Genomic DNA, 18,236 nt, shown 5'->3' on the forward strand with positions numbered 1-18,236 from the left:
TCAATTCCTCCTGGTCATAGTCTTGAGGACAAACGCCGTTGATGGCTCGACCTCACGCATTGAGTTGGGCGTTGGCCACGCGAGCGCTCCCGGTATTGTTCCTTCCTCTGCTGACGTCATCAGATGAGGCTTGGTCCGCCCGTACGGAGCGGGGCGTTCCCAATAGACCAATTCGGTGCCGGATGCCCGCGCGTTCTGGCTGCGCATGGCCCACTCCTCTAGGATGGCGTTAAGGTCGTCAGACGCGTCATCCGCCTCCACGCCCTCGGACGATGTTCGGGCTCGGTGGCGGATAACCTCCACGAGCGCCAGTACGTCGTCGGTCTGCGCATCGAAGTCGGCGGCAGCACTGTCGTCGTCCATACCAGCCGACAGGTGGCGGACGGCCGCTGCGACTACCGCGTGGAGGGCCTTGTCCCGTGCCCGCGGGGCCCAAGGTGTTACACTAGTTGCCTCGACGCTGCGGTAGAGTGCACCGTGGTACCCAAGAAAGTGCTCGAAGTGGGAAATGTCCCGCGGACGTCCGAAGTTGTAGAGCGTGAGCACCATTCCATCGATACCACGGCCGACGCGGCTGCTGGCCTGGATGTACTCCGCTGTGGACTTCGGTTGCCCGTTCACAAGCATGAGCCCAAGGCGGGAGACGTCGACGCCGACCGAGATCATGTTCGAAGCAAGCACCGCGTCCCGTGGTTCCGGCGTGAAGGGGTCCGTGCCGTCCATAAGCGGATGGCTTAGCTGGCCGAGGTAGTCAGGCAAGTTGCGTGACGCCACGCGGCTGCTGAGTTCGATTGCATCGGTCTCCAAAATACGGGGCTGCGACGCGAGGCGTCCGGCGAGGAACGCGATCTGGCGGGGAATATCGTCTTGGAGCAGGATGTGCGCACCGCCAAGCTCGCGCAGACTATTGAAATAGAGGACTGTGGTCCAGAACGGGTCGGCAATCGAAGGCGGCGTGCCGATGCTCACCAGATAGCCAATCCCTTGGAGCAGGGCCGCAGCCCCTGCCTGGAGCGCGAACTTGGGACTTCTTCCGGCCGAACAGAGGCCGACGTACAGCCGGTCGGGACCGTCCTCGTCCTGTACCGCAAAGAAGGAATCTGAGGCCTCGAAGCCTGAGGGCGGAAACTGGAGGACGGGCCGGTCGAAAAGCGCACGTACCTGCCGCGAGGCCTGTCCAATCGTAGCGGTCGATCCGATTACCTTAGGCCGGACACCCTCGTTGGTGCACAACATGTCCACAACGGTCTCGTACAACCCTGCCATCGAGCCGAGCGGCCCGGAAATGAGGTGGAGCTCGTCCTGGATGATCAGTCCGGGCCTGAGCCCGCCGTCTAGTCCAAACAGCGTGCGCAAGTCTCTGCGGCGCGGTAGTTGGGCGAATTTGTCGATAGTTCCGATAAGAAGGCTAGTCGGTGTCCCGTAAATGAAGTCATCGACGGTCAGCACCGGCAGCGGTTTGTTAGCTGTTTCGCAAGAAGCGTTGGCGCAGCGGATATCTATGCCAGTTCCCTGACCGGTCACCTTATAGCAGTTCACATCAAGGGCGGAGCCGCAGACGGGGCAGTCGAGCAGTTGGCATGGGGTCGACTTCGGCTGCTGGCCGTCGTGCTCGAGAGCCAAGGCATCAATCGCGGTGGCGGTGCGGTTTGGCGTAGCGTCGCCTCCAACGTAGAGGCCAAGCGTTATTGGGGCGTCGCCGAGGTCGCCGCGTTCGCTCCGGATCGCATCGCAGGCGCAGATCAGCGATGCCGCGCGCTGGAACTGCTGCACCGTCAGGAGCCGGAGCGTGTAGCGCATAAGGACGTCTACACCTCCCTCATCTCGGCGGTCTGCATCCGTAAGCCTGCGGTGAAGTATCTGAAATGCGGTAAGGCCAAGATAAGCCTCAGTTTTGCCACCGCCTGTCGGAAACCAAAGCAGGTCGACGTCGTCGCGGTCCGCATCCGCTGGATCGACGAGACCCGGCACAACCATCAGGAAGTAGGCCAGCTGGAAGGGGCGCCACGTGAGGGGGCCAGCCCGGTCGCCCTTCGCGCCGAACCTCGACTGGCGGTCCATTGCGGCGTTGGCTAGGGTGAACGCGGTCCATGCGTTGTCATCACGTACCAAGGTCGCGATCCCTGCGCGGATGCGCCGCAGAGCATCACTGCACCGCCCGAGGTTGCGTCCGGCAGCAGTCCCGAGTTCACCCTCGAAGTCGCCTGCCCGCGGCGTAAGGTCGGACCAGATCCAAGCTTCGTAGACGTCCGCGAAGCCTCCAAGCACTTTAAGGATTTCATCGCGGGCCCCGGCCCGGGCCAGCCATTCAGCTGATAGAGACTGAGGGTTGACTGCCAGAAACGACACAAGGCTGGGATGACCGGACGCGCTGGTGCCCTTTACCACGGATGTTGGCATCCACGTCGTATTGATGCTGGCGACCCTTTGCTCCGGTGTGGGCTCCCATGCGACTGCGATACCGTGGCCTACAGCATACTCTAGGACGTTACGGTAGAGGAGCGCGGCGGACTGAGCATCCTCATCGGCGCCTGCAAACGAAGGTGTAGGCCGGGGACGAATCGCACCTTGGCCGGCTGGCGTCACCGCATTCACTTTGAGGCCTGACTGAAGCAGGCATAATTCGTCTCTCAGACGGTCCTCGGTCGGCTGCGCCTTGTTGATTAGCGTCACTGTGAGGATCTGCCGGCCGTCCGCAATGCGGCGTCGGATATGCAGCCGCACTGACGGATCGCTGACCTGCTGGCCGTCCGGTGCGATAAAGTCCTGAACCTTCCAAGTCCTCGCAGGGCCTGGCACGATCTCGTATTGGTATCCGAGTTGCCGCCGTGTCCACATCCGCCGCGGTTTACCGCCCTGCGTGCAGGCCTCGCGTTCTACGGCCGTGTAGCGAGCAGTTTCGGCCGTTGAGACACGCACTGTGGTACCATCGTCGACGGCGAAGGTTAGTCCAAGTGAGCATGGCCGAACCGCGCGGTAACCCGGCACGCCTTGGTCGCGTTCGCCATCAGCATCGGATGGCGACCCCTCATCCTGATCGTCCTCAGTCGCGTCGAGCGTTTCCCCCTCGGGCCAGAGTATGCCAGTGACATAGGTGTCGACCGGTGCCGAGGGGATCTCTTCGTCTGCGGCGAGCGGCCCTAGCAAAAGCGCTCTGGCGATCTCCAGCAGCGCGGTACGTGCGGGGCGATGGTCGGGACGTGTCATTTTTTAGCCTTTCGCAGCTGGAAGTCGCCCGTGCCGAAAAGCCCAACGCCGAGCCACAGTCCACTCGTCCGTTCCGGGTCCCCGAGTCTAGACATATCATCCGAGGTGATCGTGCCCACGCCGGAGATGCGCAGATTCATGATGACGGGTGGCAGCGAGAGCCCTTTCTCGTAAAGGATCTTCAACAAATCGACTGACAGCTGGTTTGCCGTGCGCCCCATCAGACGGCCTGGTTTTTTGCCGTCCTGCAGGTGAATGTACCACACAGCCTTTGCGTCAGCGTATTGTTTGCACAGCATGACTTTGCGGCCGGCCAGTCCGCCAGCTTCGGCTAGGAGAAAGGACTGCAACTCCTCCACTCCCTCCTTATCGCCAAGTAGAGTTGGATCGGCGAAGCCGAGCGGGTCTATATCGCCACGTAATCCCATCTCCATATTGATCCACTTAAACGACCGCTGGCACAGCCTGCTGCGCCCGCCAGCGAACTGCCAGTGCCTAGGTGCTCTATGGATTGAATCAGCTGGCGCACGGTCAAGGGTACGTGCGGCGCGGGTCATAGCGACATATACGACGCTCGCCCGCTCTCCCACTTCCCCTGATAGCTCAGTCTGGCCGTGTTTCTCATCCTCCTGCCCCTCTCGGGTGCCCAGCAGGGTGACAGCATCGAACTCCATGCCCTTAGACTGGTGGACGGTGGTAACGATCACCCCGTCTTCGGCAACAAGCTGATCATCAGGGAAAGCGTCAGGCCAAGACAGTCGCATGCGCAGCTCAGTTACGTCGACCGAATTGTCTTCCTCACTGCCGCCAGCGGCGCGTGCGAGGCGGGACCACGCGACGTCCTCTTCGGGCAGATTCAGCCGGCTGCAGGTCGCATCGCCCCAAGCTGCCGCGAGATGTGCGTGAATCTTCCCAAACTGGGTACGTGTGAGCAACGTCGAGCGGAGCTTTCTCAGTAGGGCTCCGATCCAGGCAGGCGGCAGGGTGGCGTGCCCGCCAGCGTATAGCCTCACCGGCACCGCCGCTCCATCAGGCTCTGCACCGTAAAGTGACTGAAGGACGCGGAGAGCCTCACCATTTGTTTGCGTGAGGATGGCGCGGCTGCCGACTGTCGACGCCTCTAGAAGGACGCGCCCAATTGGCTGTGCGGGTGCAGGCAGCGCGGCAACCGCTGCCATCGTCACTCGGAACTTCTCCTCCTCGGGCTGGTCGCTGAGCAGAATAGCCCTAAGCGTCCTTGACATGTGGGCGAGCGGTGGATCGGAGCGGTAGTTCCGGGTGAGCTTCTTCTGCTCAAGCTCTTTACTGTAAATGCGGCACACCTCACGCCAGTATTCTAGCGGAGTAGGAAACGGTTCACCGTCGTCGCGCATGCCGCGGGCAAAGCCGAAGATAGCTTGGGCCGGATCACCCAAGATCGTGAAGCCGCAACCCGGCTGTTCCGGGGGAGCCATCAGCGCGAGCAAAGCAAGAACGAGGTCACCCCGGACCCCGGGGAGATCTTGAAACTCATCTACGATGAAGTGTCGGCGATCGCCCATCAAAGTTCTAAGGTCGTCACAACGCGGTCCCTTTGCTATCTCGGTCAGCGCCGCAACATTCGCGTCATGCCCCCGTGTCAGCAGCGTGTGCGGCGCTTCACCAAGCAGCCTAAGCATCCGGAACGCCCAAGAATCGAAAGTGCGGACCGATAGGTGACGCAACTCCTCAACGACACGGGGGTCAGTTTCAACGATTTTGCCGAGCCGTCGCGTCAGCGTCCTCACGGCACTGCGGGAAAAACAGAGCACGAGTATTTGCCCGGGGGATAGCTCAGTCCGAACTAGGTTGGCGATGCGGCGTGCCGCCATCTCGGTCTTACCGGTCCCAGGCCCCGCTTCAACGAGCAGGCGGGCCGAAGCAGGTGCGGCCGCAATGTAGGACCGGACGTCGGATTCGTCTACTTCCGCTTGCTCCGTTCCCTCCTGTGCCAAGGGGACGTGATTGTCTGGTTTCAGTTTCTCCGTTTTTTCTTGTGCCGGTGAAACGAAATCGTCAAGCGACGGCCCATCAATGTCGATACGGCCGTTCTTGAGGCGCCACAACTGGCGGCGGAAGGCAACTGCGGGGCCGTCACAGACCTCCCGCAGCGGACGCTCGATCGTCTTTATGATACGACCAGCCCTGTATACTACAACTTTTACGGTGCTCATTAACCCTCCGGGAAGCAGGCTAACCTGTTCTGTTCCGGGCGCAATCACTTAAGCGATGCTAGTTCAAACGCCCGCACTGAAGTGTTCCCTTAAAACCTGACACGGATGATGTGTCCCTTCGCAAAGCCCCACAATTAGCCCCATAGCTTTACTCTGGCGGGAGAACTGCATCAGGGAGGGTACTCAAACCGCCTTGGCATGCTTGCGATTCCGGTGGGCCATGATGCCTGGACAGAACATGATACGACTTCGTTGTCTTAGCGGTCGTGCCGCCCCGTGGGCGGCCATCTGATCAAGCAGGGGGGTAAGCGGCGTTATCAATCCATTGACCTTCAATGCAGAATTCAACTGCATCAGAGGACAGCCAGCACGCCAGTGAGTCAATGTCATGGCCGGGTGACAGACGCCCCCTGCCCTTCAGAGCACATTCCCAGATAACGCCACAGCGCCAGCCGGCGGCCCGGGCCGCTGCCCATGTGGCAGCGTCCCGTTCCTGATTGCGCCCGATCTTGGCCCGCCAGAAGTCCTCACGGCTCTTAGGCCAGTGAAACAGCGGGCAGCTGTGTCCGTGCCAGAAGCAGCCGTGGACCCAGAGCAGCGCATGATATTTCGGAAAGACCAGATCCGGCCTGCCGGGGAGGTCACGGCCCTGCAGTCTGAATCTGAACCCCTGTGCGTGCAGTCCTTTGCGGATGATCAGCTCAGGTTTTGTATCCCGGCTGCGGATGGCCGCCATATTGCGGCTCCGGGTTGCGGGATCATGTACATCAGCCAACTTTGCGCAGGTCCTGCCCTTCGGTCAGCGACAGAATATGCGGCCGCATCAGGCGGGCCACCTCGGCAAAAACCGGCACGGCAACCGAGTTGCCGAACTGTTTGTAAGCCTGTGTGTCCGAAACCGGAATCCGGAAGCTGTCGTCATAGCCCATCAGGCGTGCGCATTCCCGCGGCGTCAGACGACGCGGGTTCTGGCCCGGGCCACGGCTGACGAGGATCTCAGAGCCGTCCTTGTAGTAGCGTGCAGACAGTGTCCGCGAGATGCTGTCAGGGGTCACCAGACCGAACCCGAACCCGTTGCCGGCCGCTTTGTGCTTGGCCGCGTATCCCTGCAGGTACTGCCAGAGCTTGTCGCTGAGCGTATATTTGTCGCTCACCTTTGCATCCGGACCTACTGTGAAGTGACTTTCCGGTACTTCAGTCCCGTCTTCGGGATGCAGAACGTCGCGCATACCACGCCCTGCCCTGCCGGCCAGAACAAGGTCATCGAAGGAAAAGCGGGTCTTTTCCCGGAAGCCGACCATAACGATCCGTTCGCGGTGCTGAGGTACGAAGTTCGCTGCATCGATGATCCGGGTATGCAGCGTATAACCCAGTTCCTCAGTCAGCTTGCGCCTGATCACATTAAATGTGCGGCCCTTATCATGGCTTTTGAGGTTCTTGACGTTCTCCAGCAGAAACGCCGCCGGGCGATGATGCATCAGAATGCGCAGCACGTCGAAGAACAACGTGCCCTGGGTTTCATCCTGAAATCCGTGCAACCGGCCTAAGGCGTTCTTCTTGGAGACGCCCGCGATGGAGAATGGCTGACAGGGAAACCCGGCGACCAGAACGTCGTGCTCGGGGATGTTGGCAGCATCCACATCGCGGATGTCGCCTGCGATCGGCCGGTTGTCCGGAAAGTTGGCGTGATAGGTCTTCTGGGCAAAGGCATCCCATTCCGATGTGTAAACACAACGCCCGCCCGCACTGGCCATCGCTTTGCGCAACCCGCCGATCCCGGCGAAGAGATCGATGAAGGTGAAGGCTCCTTCAGGCTGTGCGCCCTTGTGCGTATCGATATGCATACGCAGCAGATTGATGACACCGTCCCGCGGCACTTCTTCGCCCCGTTTCCACCGGTAGACGTGGCCTTCAGAGTATCCGAGCACCTTAGCAGCCTCAGCAACACTCCAGCCCGTCTGCTGAACCAGCATTTCAAATTCGGTCATACGGTCAACGCTCCCAGTGCCCAGACATCTGGGAATATTTTTGACACTGTGTCGCGATACCTCCCAAAATACAAGAACATTGTAAAAACAGAGCTGCTATATGGAGTAACTTTCGCCGCTGCAGGGCATCACAAACCGTCAGACCTGTGAAGCTTAGACTATGACAGCCTCGCTTTTAGCCGCCGCAGAAAATCCATGCGTTCGTGCAAAATGGCAATTATGACCGGATGGCTCTCGCCCAGCCAGACGATGTAATGATGCTGGCATTGGTGAACACGGACGCCGTCTGGCAACTGGTCATTTACCCTGGAGCGCACCAGGCCATTACTTAAGGCTTCGCAACATGCCTCTATCTGATTGAAGTACGTCTCAGCCTGATTAAAGCCCCACTTGCGATAGGTATCATGCCAGATGTCGCGCAAATCTTCCTCGGCGGCTAATGTAAGGTCGTATGACTGCATAGCTGCAGTTATAGCCCCGCCCGCTTGTGTGCGTCCCGCCGAATGTCCGCTATGGACTTCACAGAAAGCTCGCCGCGCCGGGCTTGCTCAATCCGCGGCTTAAGAAAATCGGCCAGGGCTACGACCGCTTGGGCCTCGCTCATGTCGTCCAGAGAAGGCGTGTCCCCTAGTGTCCGGCTCAATACATATTCTTTGATGCTTTCGCCTTTCAGCGCAGCAATGGCTTTCAGCTTTTGATGCTGCTCGGGCGTAATGTCGATTGAGAGTCTGGGCATGAGATCAACCTAGCACGTCCTGCCACACAAAACAACATTTGTGTGGCTTGCCTTCAACCCCTCCAAAGTATACATATTATCTGGTATCTTTACTTATCCGGTAATTTTACATATCCAATAAATCAGCACATCCGGTTACTTAACATATCGGATAAAATAAGGGGGGGGAGTTATGCCCACAGTTGTCATCGCTTCGCCAAAAGGTGGGGCCGGAAAGTCCACTACGGCTGTCCTTTTGGGAACCGAACTTGCCCATGCCGGTGCAAATGTTGTCATGCTGGACTGCGACCCAAACCAATCCCTGACTTTGTGGTCTGACAAAGGTCCAGTACCTGAACGGATCACCGTTCTGTCGAACGTCAGCGAGTCCGACATCGTAAAAACAATCAAGCGTCATGACACAGACGGCCAGATCGTCATTGTTGACCTTGAAGGGGTGGCCTCCCGCTTAGTCTCGCGCGCAATATCTCAGGCTGATCTGGTCATTACCCCCATGCGAGCCACCACCTTGGACGCAACGATTGGTGTACGAGCTTTACAGCTTATTGCGGAAGAGGAGGAAGCACTGGACCGGAAAATTCCTCACGCTGTCGTCTTTACTATGACGAAGGCCATTAAGTCCAAGCAGCACAGCGGGATTGCGGGCTCACTAACCGAGCAGGGCGTGGATCTGATCAATCCCCCTCTGATGGAGCGCGCTGCCTTTTCTGCGCTTTTTGAGTTTGGCGGCGATCTGCATAGTATGCCCGCGCAAGGTAATATGGATAGAGCCATCGAGAATGCCGCGCAGTTTGCGCAAGCTGTATATCAACGACTAGCCGGTGAGGTGGAAAATGACTGAGAAGCCCTTCAATATCGACCTTGGCCGCCTGAAGACGCGCGAAAAAGACAGAAGCGCACAAGCTTTAGAGAAGACGGATAAGGCAGGAGAAACCCTTGGTTTTGTTGCACGGGAGCCCCAAAAGAAGCGCGGCCGCAAACCAAGCCCCCGCACTGATCAGGTTCATGCCAAAGTAATGCCTGGTATTTCAGAAGAGATCGCCAACGAAGCAAGGCGTCGGGGCGTTCAGCAAGGGGTCATCATCGAAGATGCGTGGGCCATGTATAAAAACAAATCCGGTATCTAAAATTATCCGGTATTTTTTCGATTCTGCACCCATTTTCTGCAAAATCCCAGAAATGCTGCTTCGGGATTGCGGGGCGTCTCAGGTAACCATTTTCGCCACTCCCGCTCCAAATAATAGACGTCATGGCCAGACACGAGCATACGTGCAGTCTCGTAGACATCCGGATCAAGTTGCGGCGCTGTCGCCTGTGGCAACACCAATTTGACGCTCTGCCTGTTCGAAAAAACGACCATGTCATCCTGCTCGTCCAGTTCAATGGAATAGTCAGGCATATGGTCATGTGACCGGTCTTCTAGGACAATATTCATGACCAAACGTCGAAACTCTCGAAGCGTGGAGTTCGACCCGCATTTTTTCTGAAGTAGCAGCAGACTAACCCGCCATTGTTTCTGTGCACCACAGTGTTTGCGCGCAATTTCATAAATGCGCCGTTCCAGTGGCTTACGGAGGCGAAAGTAGTCTCGATGGAGGGTCAATACCTCCTTTGACTGGATAGCATTAAATACCCAATCAGATAGCTTAACCTCCACTTCCTGCATCCGCCCATCACGTGTTTCACGCACGATCTCGGCACTTTCGATCAATCCAAAAGTTCTAAATACTTCCTGACCGCCCGTCACAATGTTTGTACTGATCCGGGTTCCAGCAAGCCTTTCTAAGGCTGCCTTCAATTGAGCATATCCAGATCCAGCTGTGTTACGATTGGTCGCAACCAGCATATCGAATGCACGGAAACGAACTGCTGGAGAGACCTTTTTACCATCGTTGATAGCAGTCATAAGTTGACTGATGCAGTAAATCAAAATGTCCCTGTCATGTACGGTTGCAAGTCCGTCTACTGAAGGCTTGATCGCAATCTTTATGCCATTGTGTTCATACTCACGGACACGAGTGTCCGGCTTGGTCGAAAGTGAAAAAATCGGATGCTCCATTGAAGCCATATCAGCTTTAGGAACCGCATCAAAAATATCGCAAACGAAAAAATCCCCTTGAGGGTGCCTGTCTGGTAAAAGAGGGGAGCGGTTGACCGCGCTCTCATCAGGCAAAACTGGATCCTTTCGTACTTTCACACACACTAAAGTTCAAAAAGCTCAAAGTCACCACGATTCGTACTTTCACACACACTGAGCAATCTTTCGTACTTTCACACACGGTTCTTCGTACTTTCACACACGTTCTTTCGTACTATTACACACGCATGCTCTAAAATATCTCAACAAAATCAAAATTTTACACGCGATATTTTTTGCTTAACACAGAGTCTAACACCTATTTAACACCCTCTTCGTTTTAGCAGCCTGTGGATAAGTCTCTTCCCAACCCCGTTTCGCTCAACTTCGGTTAAAGAACGCGCAGACGTAGGAGCTTGCACTGGTTTCCGTCCAGGTCCCGCTGAGAACACCGCAGCCAGCCGGAAACTGCGCGATGAAGCGCGGCACCGTCAGCGTCATGACCATCGCAAAGACGCCGACAGCAAATGCCATCCAGGGAAGCTTTGCCTTGAAAGCATCAATACGCCGTTCGCGCTCCGCAAGGCTCTGACGGTCCCGGTCCCTATCGTCATCCTTCTGCTTCAGGACAGTTACCGTCTGCCGGGTCTGATGATCGAGATCACTGATTGTCCCTTTCAGGTCCGAGAGTGAAACTTCGATCAGCTTCAGAGCCACTTCACCAACGATCTGTCCGTAGAACTCCGGATCGGTCTGCCTTTGTGCCGCGAAGGCCGCCTGGCGGGCCTCCGTCGTGGTCTTGTTCAGCCGCTCCAGAGCATCCGTCTGGGCGTCCACGCGATCAGAAACTGAGGCCACGACGGTGCCGATCATATCCAGCGTTTCGCGCAGCTCGCCGTCAGAGAGGGCAGGGGAGGTCTGGTCTGTCATCAGGTGGGGTCTTTCGAAACGGGGAGGGTGAGTGCGGTCAAGCGGCTTGCGCCACAAAGAGCCCCGCAAACTCAGGATCAGCGTAGTACCGCAGTTTCTGCACCACCGCCGGCGGCTGGCCCTGGATGCGGAGAAGCTGCACGGTGGACGGCATCTGCATGATCTCGTCTGGCGTCAGCAGATCACGGCCGGTGAGATTGTGCGACGTGGACGGGTCCTCGCCGAGCTTCATGCTCTGCGTCTGATACCCGGTGGTTGCCTGACCCATGGTCTGGCTCAGCCACTTCGCGGTCTCAAAATCGTTGACACCGAAGACCTGCTGCACCCCGGCGTTGGCGATGAAGGTATTGGCCCGGGCCCCGTAAAGATCCTTCAGCTGGCTCATATCCTGCAGGATGGGCCAGAGCTGCAGCCCGTACCCCGCCATCAGCCCCATCGCGCGCTCGACCGCCTCCAGACGCCCCAGCGCCGCAAACTCGTCCAACAGGAACAGGGTCGGGGCCGTAGGGGCTCTCCGGTCGCCTGTGGGGCCTTGTCGCGGCTGTGACGCCATGGCGGCACCGTAGGGGATGTTCTGCGCGTCAGCGACGCCCTCAGAGGCTGTCAAGGCCGCTGAGGGCTCTGTACGCGCCTGTAAGAGGGCAGGGGCTGTCCTGAAGTCCGTGCGGCCCCTTGCGGGGGTTGTGGAAGCCGCGGTGGTGCTTTGCGGTCCTGCGGCAGCCTCAGCGTCCCGTGCAATCTCCTGCAGGGCCTGTGTCACCAGCAGGCGCAGCCAGCGCGCATAGGCATCGAGGCGGTTCGGCGGCAGCACGAGGAAGACTGAAGCGATCCGCTGGCGCAGTTCCGCAAAATGGAAGTCGGACCGGGAGGTCACGCTGATAATCCGTGGGCTGTCGAGAAAGTGCGTGTGGCGCTGCGCCGTCGAAAGCACCGAAGCTGCTTCGCGGTCCGCCTTGCCGAGGTGCCGGTTGGCCGCCCGTGCGATCAGACCGCCGGCTGCCGTGCTCTCCTGCATCAGCTCCATCAGCTTCGTGAAGTTTTCTGCCGACAGGGTCAGGTACTCCCGGACCGTGGCGAGACACCGGCGCTCCGCATCCTCATGGGCGACGCAGAACATGATCAGCCCGCCGATCAGGGCTTTGGCCTCTTCGTTCCAGTGCGAGTCCCCGCCCTGACCCGCCGCATCCATCACCAGTGCATCCGCCAGAGAGCTCGCGTCATCGCCGAGATCGAGGCTGTCAGCCGACAACCGGTCGAGCGGGTTATAGGATGCCGACGCCATGCCCGTCGCCCCGAAGGGATCGAGGATGAACACATCGCCAAAGGTCCCGCGCGCCGCCCCCGCGATCCGTGCGTTCTCGCCCTTGGGGTCGATCACCAGCACGGAGCGCTCCACCAGCAGCAGGTTCGGCAGGACGCTGCTCACACCCTTGCCAGAGCGTGTCGGCGCGAAGGTCAGCAGGTGGGCCGGCCCGTCGTAGCGCAGCAGCCGGCCGGTATTCGGATTGCGCCCGACAATCAGGCCGGTGCTGCCCTCCATTCGCGCAAGATCTTTTTTGTCGGCAAACCGTGCCGAGCCGTGACTATCGCCCCGGCCGCGCCGGAGGCGGGCGGCAATGCCGGTATATTCTGTCCAGAGCCAGATCGCGACAGACCAGCATGCGACGTAAACAACGAGAGCACCGGCCCAGCCCAGAACTGTTGCCGGATCATCGAAGGCGTCCAGTCCCAGCACAGCGCCCCGAAATATCCCGAGCGCAAACAGACCCGCCAGTGTCGCCAGCAGCAGGCCGACGACAAGGTAGACCAGCATGACGGGTGCCATCACAATCAGCATGACCACACGCGCCACAGACTGGACCGCACCGAGCAGACCCCTCATTGCCCGTTCCGATCGGTGCCTGCGTCAGAGGACGATATGGCGGAGGTCCCGGACGGGGCAGAGGTGTCAACGGCCGCACGACCGCCATCATCTTCAGCAGCTGTTCCTGCGCCGCTCTGTGCGTCCGTATCGGTGGACGGGATCTGCGCAGTGGCCGGGTTTGCCCAGTCATCGAATGCTTTGCGATCGTTTGGACGTGGCAGGTTGCGGATCAGGCGGTCGATCATGGCGGCGGCGTTGCTGTCACGTCCGGCGAGATCGAGGAGGGCCCCGCCGAGGATGACCTTGCGCCGCGTATCCATCTTGCGTTCCTGGGTGGCTTCGCGGTTCTTCAGGGCCTGCAGTCTGGCTTTGGCCTGGGCGTAGCGCTGTTCTGCCCGCTGAAGTTCTGTCTCTGCCATTGTCATGTCTCCGCTTTTCCGAATGCGCTGAATTGAATGTAGGATTGCCAGATCAACCGCTAGCGTTTACCCGTGGGCCTGTAAAGGACAAGGGCGCACTTATGCAAACTCTCCGCCTCCCTGCGGTCGTGCTGCGAGATTTGCGTGCGATCTCCCCGGGGTTCCACCCCGGCCGACGGCCAACCCCTTCGCAGCGTACCGCTGCAATATGGAAGGGCGCACAGCCCCTTCCAGACCATCCCAGACCAACTTCAGCAGTTGGATTGCTGTCCACCGCAGGGCGCGGTGGAATGAAAGGCCTGCCCGGCCTCTCAAACTCTCCAGTGCCAACCTCAGCGGTTGGATCGCGTCCCGCCGGGTCTTGCCCGCAGCCCGACCGTGGTCCCGCGGTGCGGGCCGGTCTGCTGCAGGCGGCGCCCCTGCGAAAACGGCCCGGCGCCGGACCTCACGGTGCCGGTGCCATGCCGCAGGTCTGCCGGTGGCAGACCGCCCGTGCGGTGGTCCGGAAACCCCCGCCTTGTGCGGTGCAGGTTCCTGATACCCCGCAGGGACAAGCGCGTCTCTCAGCGACCCTCCGGGCCGCTTCGGACACCTTACCGTCTGTCCGCCGGCCCCAGCGATGTGGGGCGCGGTCCGGCGGACAGACGACGCGGCACCCCGGGATCCGGCACAGCACGGATTCCGGGGCGCCGATCGCGCTGCGGCATGTCCATCATCCGGCCGCGGCGGGGTAGGGCGCATGGCGAGCTACCACCTTTCCGTGAAGACGGTGAAGCGCAGCGCCGGGCGCTCCGCGACCGCGGCTGCGGCCTACCGTGCCGGTGAAAGCATCGCCTGCGAACGGGAGGGCCGCGTGCACGACTACACCGCAAAGAGCGGCGTATTGGAGACCTTCATCCTTGCCCCTGAAGGCGCCCCGAACTGGGCCCAGGACCGGGCCGCGCTGTGGAACGCGGCCGAGGCCCGGGAGACCCGGAAGAACTCGGTCACCGCCCGCGAGTGGGAGGTGTCGTTGCCCTCTGAGATCAGCGACGCCGACCGCGTCGAGATCACCCGCGACTTCGCGCAGGCGCTCGTCGACCGCTACGGCATTGCCGTCGATGTCGCGATCCACGCGCCGCACCGCGAGGGGGATCAGCGCAATCATCACGCCCACATCCTGACTAGTACCCGGCGGCTGGAACCGGAGGGGTTCACTGACAAGACCCGCGTGCTTGATGCAGCCAAAACTGGGGGCGTCGAGATCGAGGAGATGCGCGGTGTCTGGGCCGGCTTGCAGAACGCGGCCCTGGAGCGGGCGGCGGTACTGGAACGCGTGGATCACCGCTCTTTGGAGACTCAACGTGAAGCGGCACTTGAGCGCGGCGATGCGCTGGAGGCCGAGGCGCTTGACCGGGATCCGGAGCTGAAGCTGGGGCCGGCGGCGAACGCGATCGAGCGGCGGGAGATGCGGGCGGCGGAGCGCGAGGGGCGCACGTATGAGCCGGTCACAGAGCGCGGGGCCGTGGTGTACGCAGCCCGGCAGGCGCGGACTGTGTACAACGACATGCGGGCCCGAGTGCTGGCGGCCCGCGAGACCTACGCGCTGGAGCGTGATGCCGGGCGGGACCGGGTCAGTTCGGGTTTGGCAGCGCTCAGGGCTGCAGCCGGGCGGCAGGGGCTGGGTGATGGGCATAGCTTAGTCGAGGGGGCTGAGAAGACGGCGGAGCCGTTGGCGCGGGGGTCGATCCGGGAGCGGCTGGCGGGGATCGTGGCCCGGGACGTGGGTGCGACAGAGCTCAAGGCGGATGTGGAGGATACGCGTCAGAGGCTGGTGTCAGCGCTGGGACGGGCCGTGCCGGTGAAGGGGACGGAAATCGAGCTGGAGGACGGAGACGAGCGCGACGGCAAGGAAAAGGTCAGGCAGCGTGAAGGACGCAGTCTGGGAGACGATACCGGATGGAGCATTTAAGGGGGCAAGTTAGATATCGAACTCGAACGCCAAGTTTATTGATGGGACTATTCATTGAGGAATGGTTGAGGTACCGGCATCGGCGGGGCTATGGATGGCTGAATGGGTATCGCTAGCTGCATGCCCATGTAAGGGCGCACGGCGCAAACGGTCGTCGTTTTCGCCTGTGACATAAACGTATGAGTTTTGGCCTTGATCGACATCAAGGCAAATCTGATAACGAGAAACTGTACTCACAATCGACGTAAGCAACCTTGCCAATTCCACTAAACCCCGAGCCGCTCTCAACATGCAGATGGGCGCAGAATGAGAGTGGTAACTGGGTTTCCAGATCGGTTCCTGGGATCGTGTACGGCAAAAGGCTTCCAACCTCTGGTGCTCCGCACCTCGGATTGTTGCTCCAGTATCCAAGCACTGAACCAGGGCTTAGGCTGCTCGCGCGGATGAACCTACCGTCCGGAGCAGTATGGCAAACTAGGTAACTCGCTGTGCAGCCTCGGTCGGAGCCCTTTCGGCATTCCGCTCGCAAGGTGACCGTTTCTGAAGACCCAACTGTAGGCGACAAGACCAGTGCCGCCGCGAAAACTAAAGTGCGCATCAAAATCCCCCTCAAGAACAGACTTGAGAAATCGCATCTTGCACAATTATAAGCTGCGTCTCAAGTTGCCTGATTGCCGTTTCTATGTTGGAGCGAACATCTGTTTCAATTGCAGCGGCCACCCGCTCGGATTCTTCCTGAAGGCTGGCTTGAAGCTGCTGCAGCCTGCCTTGAAGTACTCCGCACTGTGGGGACTGCTTATTCTCTGGCAGAGACTCGCTTGCAATTATCTCCGTCTCAGCCTGGATTGTAGATAGGTTTTGAACGATTGAGATTACACTATCGCCGTCGCCGTACACCCGTTGAAGAATAGATAGTGCGGCGTTCCTTCGTTCTGCATCTTCGATGGAAAAGCTATCAATCAGAAGTTTCGCTTGCTCTCGGCGAATTTCTTCTTCGGTTGCCTCACGATTCAGAATGCTTCCTGGGTGTTGCACGAGAAAGAAGACGGCAATCGCTAAGCCTGCGGTTACCAACGTCTTGAATATCTCATTGATCAGCTTCGCAAGTTCCATGGCGTTAGCATAACCGAACGTGGCCGCGCGGCTAGTCTTTCCTGTTTGACAAAAACACCTTGCCAGAACCTATTCGCCAAAAATGGTGGATTCCGCCGGTGTCAGAAACATATGAGTTTTGGCCGCCAACCACCCCTAACCGGACCTCCGCTGCGGCCAGTGGTAAGGTCCGGTGAGCGGACCTTCCGGCCATTCCTTACCAATTTTGCAGCGTCCGGTCTTGTTTAAACTCCGTGGCGATCCACTCCACAACTCCAAGCACGTCCGGTTGTCTTACATGCTCTTGCGACCAAGAAACGAAGAGCTGTTCGGTAGGCGGTCCTGGGCTGACCCACACCTCTACAAGACGTTTCCGCAATACATCGTTTTCAATAATGTAGGTCGGAGCGATGGCGACGCCGTGCCCCTCTATTGCTGCGTCCAGAGCCAGCGCAGATCGGTCGAAATTCAGCAGCTTGTGTCGGACGCGGTGCCCGGCCCCCTCGATCAAACCTTCCCATGTGCGATGCGCGTCCTGAAGTAGCGGTAAGGTCAGCACTGTCTCCAATTCCATCGGCCAATTGGGTCTCGGGAAGTCTGGGCTGCATACAGCGACAAGGCGGATATCGGTCAATCGCCGCGCATTGTGAAACGGCCTTGGATCGGATGCTTTGCCTGGCCAGATGGCAATCTCGTTGCGGGCCAGGTTGCGTGTCAATTGCTGAGTGTGAACCTCGGTCCTGAGCGAGATACGAGGAAATCGGGCGGAGAAGACCTCCATACGCGGCATCAGCCATTTCGCCGCTGTGGACGACCCAAGGTGAAGCGTGATCTGCTCTCCATCTCGCCCAAGGTCGGTGGCCATCGTTTCGAGCGTGGCGAGGGCCTTGTCGACGGCCTCCCGGCAGCGCACACCTTCGGGGGTCAGCGTGACGCCCCGCGCCTGGCGTTCCAGAAGGATTTTTCCGAGGTCGATTTCGAGCTGTTTGATCCTTTGGGAAATAGCGCCGCGCGTCAGGTTCAACTCGTCCGCCGCGCGCTGAAGGTTGCAGTGTCGCGCCACGCAAGCGAACACCCGAAGGGAGTTGAGGTTCATTTGCTTCATCGACGGGGCCTAAGGCGTTAAGTTTTCTAAAGGCTCTCTCACATATCCTGTTTTGTCAAACGGACGGACCGCGTCGATAAAGGGTCAGAAGCCCACGCGATGCCATTGAGGAGCAATCAGATGTCACACGCCGTTCGCATCGCCAGCACCGGCGATATACCACGCCTTGTTGATCTTCTTCTGCTGGACGCCAAGGAACGACATGTCATCGACCCAATCCTGTGGAAGATAGCCGCGGATGCACCGGCACAGATTGAAAAGGCGCTGACCTTCGCGCTGACATCCGAGCAGCAGCCGTTCCGCCAGATATGGCAGGTTTCCGAGCGCAATGGAGCGATCACAGGCGTGATCCACTCGATGCGCCTTCCGGTGCCACCGATCTATGCGGGCGGACAAGGCGATCCGGGATTGATCCTGCCCGACAGCGCGGTCTCGCCCGACGCACCGGAGGGCACGGTCGATGCCCTTGTGTCAGCAGCGGAACGTGCCCTTACGGAGACCGGGGCAAAGATACTCTTGTCCAGCTATGTGACTGGCGAGCCTTGGCGAGACGTCTTTCAGGATCGCGGTTACGATCCGCTAACGCTCTACCTCTCCCGAACAGATCTCGGCGACGCCGGACGCCCCCAAACAGTCCGACTGGCCACCGAGTCTGACGTCCCCGGCATCGTCACG

16 protein-coding genes are annotated in these 18,236 nt (G+C 59.4%); 4 read left to right on the plus strand and 12 right to left on the minus strand.

The window, feature by feature from the left end:
- The 6 genes from BUA54_RS18635 to BUA54_RS18660 all read right to left on the minus strand — a co-directional run bounded on the left by BUA54_RS18635 (position 1) and on the right by BUA54_RS18660 (position 8,123).
- Positions 1-3,207 carry a helicase C-terminal domain-containing protein gene (locus BUA54_RS18635; protein ID WP_072858774.1) on the minus strand — a complete coding sequence of 1,069 codons (3,207 nt, stop codon included), beginning with the start codon at positions 3,205-3,207 and terminating at the stop codon, positions 1-3.
- Positions 3,204-5,399 (minus strand): UvrD-helicase domain-containing protein, encoded by a 2,196-nt coding sequence (locus BUA54_RS18640; protein WP_072858775.1) that lies wholly within the window; start codon positions 5,397-5,399, stop codon positions 3,204-3,206. The genes BUA54_RS18635 and BUA54_RS18640 overlap by 4 nt, the downstream gene beginning before the upstream one ends.
- Before the next feature lie 292 nt (positions 5,400-5,691).
- The gene (locus BUA54_RS18645) at positions 5,692-6,135 is read right to left on the minus strand and encodes a very short patch repair endonuclease (protein WP_245810795.1); all 444 of its coding nucleotides are present in this window, start codon (positions 6,133-6,135) and stop codon (positions 5,692-5,694) included.
- A 31-nt stretch (positions 6,136-6,166) separates the two neighbouring features.
- Complete coding sequence (gene dcm / locus BUA54_RS18650) at positions 6,167-7,387, minus strand: DNA (cytosine-5-)-methyltransferase (RefSeq protein ID WP_072858777.1); 1,221 nt, start codon at positions 7,385-7,387, stop codon at positions 6,167-6,169.
- Positions 7,388-7,545: 158 nt separating this feature from the next.
- Positions 7,546-7,848 (minus strand): type II toxin-antitoxin system RelE/ParE family toxin, encoded by a 303-nt coding sequence (locus BUA54_RS18655; protein ID WP_072858778.1) that lies wholly within the window; start codon positions 7,846-7,848, stop codon positions 7,546-7,548.
- Positions 7,849-7,856: 8 nt separating this feature from the next.
- A complete protein-coding gene (locus BUA54_RS18660) occupies positions 7,857-8,123 on the minus strand; it encodes a hypothetical protein (protein WP_072858779.1) in 267 nt (88 codons plus the stop codon).
- Positions 8,124-8,295: 172 nt separating this feature from the next.
- Here BUA54_RS18660 and BUA54_RS18665 point away from each other — a divergent pair, with 172 nt between their 5' ends.
- Both BUA54_RS18665 and BUA54_RS18670 read left to right on the plus strand, forming a co-directional pair.
- A complete protein-coding gene (locus BUA54_RS18665; protein ID WP_072858780.1) occupies positions 8,296-8,964 on the plus strand; it encodes a ParA family protein in 669 nt (222 codons plus the stop codon).
- Entirely contained in the window at positions 8,957-9,250 is a 294-nt protein-coding gene (locus BUA54_RS18670) for a chromosome partitioning protein ParB (protein ID WP_072858781.1), read from the plus strand. Before BUA54_RS18665 ends, BUA54_RS18670 begins: the two co-directional genes overlap by 8 nt.
- A gap of 2 nt (positions 9,251-9,252) precedes the next feature.
- Here the strand turns inward: BUA54_RS18670 and BUA54_RS18675 are convergent, their stop codons facing one another.
- From BUA54_RS18675 to BUA54_RS21625, 4 genes are all read right to left on the minus strand, one after another.
- The gene (locus BUA54_RS18675; protein WP_072858782.1) at positions 9,253-10,296 is read right to left on the minus strand and encodes a replication initiator protein A; all 1,044 of its coding nucleotides are present in this window, start codon (positions 10,294-10,296) and stop codon (positions 9,253-9,255) included.
- Positions 10,297-10,581: 285 nt separating this feature from the next.
- Positions 10,582-11,130, minus strand: coding sequence for a hypothetical protein (locus BUA54_RS18680; protein WP_072858783.1), 549 nt, complete (start codon positions 11,128-11,130; stop codon positions 10,582-10,584).
- Between the two features lie 37 nt (positions 11,131-11,167).
- Positions 11,168-13,012: a type IV secretory system conjugative DNA transfer family protein gene (locus tag BUA54_RS21310; protein ID WP_245810796.1), complete on the minus strand. Its 1,845-nt coding sequence runs from the start codon at positions 13,010-13,012 to the stop codon at positions 11,168-11,170.
- Positions 13,009-13,413 carry a mobilization protein gene (locus BUA54_RS21625; protein ID WP_245810797.1) on the minus strand — a complete coding sequence of 135 codons (405 nt, stop codon included), beginning with the start codon at positions 13,411-13,413 and terminating at the stop codon, positions 13,009-13,011. The genes BUA54_RS21310 and BUA54_RS21625 overlap by 4 nt, the downstream gene beginning before the upstream one ends.
- Before the next feature lie 739 nt (positions 13,414-14,152).
- Between BUA54_RS21625 and mobQ the strand changes: the two genes are divergently transcribed.
- The gene (gene mobQ / locus BUA54_RS18700; RefSeq protein ID WP_072858784.1) at positions 14,153-15,364 is read left to right on the plus strand and encodes a MobQ family relaxase; all 1,212 of its coding nucleotides are present in this window, start codon (positions 14,153-14,155) and stop codon (positions 15,362-15,364) included.
- Positions 15,365-15,973: 609 nt separating this feature from the next.
- Here mobQ and BUA54_RS18705 read toward each other — a convergent pair.
- On the minus strand, positions 15,974-16,477 hold the full coding sequence (locus BUA54_RS18705) for a hypothetical protein (RefSeq protein WP_072858785.1): 504 nt from the start codon (positions 16,475-16,477) through the stop codon (positions 15,974-15,976).
- 196 nt (positions 16,478-16,673) lie between these two features.
- Positions 16,674-17,561: a LysR family transcriptional regulator gene (locus BUA54_RS18710; RefSeq protein WP_084114613.1), complete on the minus strand. Its 888-nt coding sequence runs from the start codon at positions 17,559-17,561 to the stop codon at positions 16,674-16,676.
- A 120-nt stretch (positions 17,562-17,681) separates the two neighbouring features.
- Between BUA54_RS18710 and BUA54_RS18715 the strand changes: the two genes are divergently transcribed.
- Positions 17,682-18,236: hypothetical protein (locus tag BUA54_RS18715; RefSeq protein ID WP_143155519.1), on the plus strand; the 555-nt coding region annotated here is incomplete at its 3' end.

This window comes from Loktanella atrilutea, from assembly GCF_900128995.1.
In the GTDB taxonomy this organism is placed as follows: domain Bacteria; phylum Pseudomonadota; class Alphaproteobacteria; order Rhodobacterales; family Rhodobacteraceae; genus Loktanella; species Loktanella atrilutea.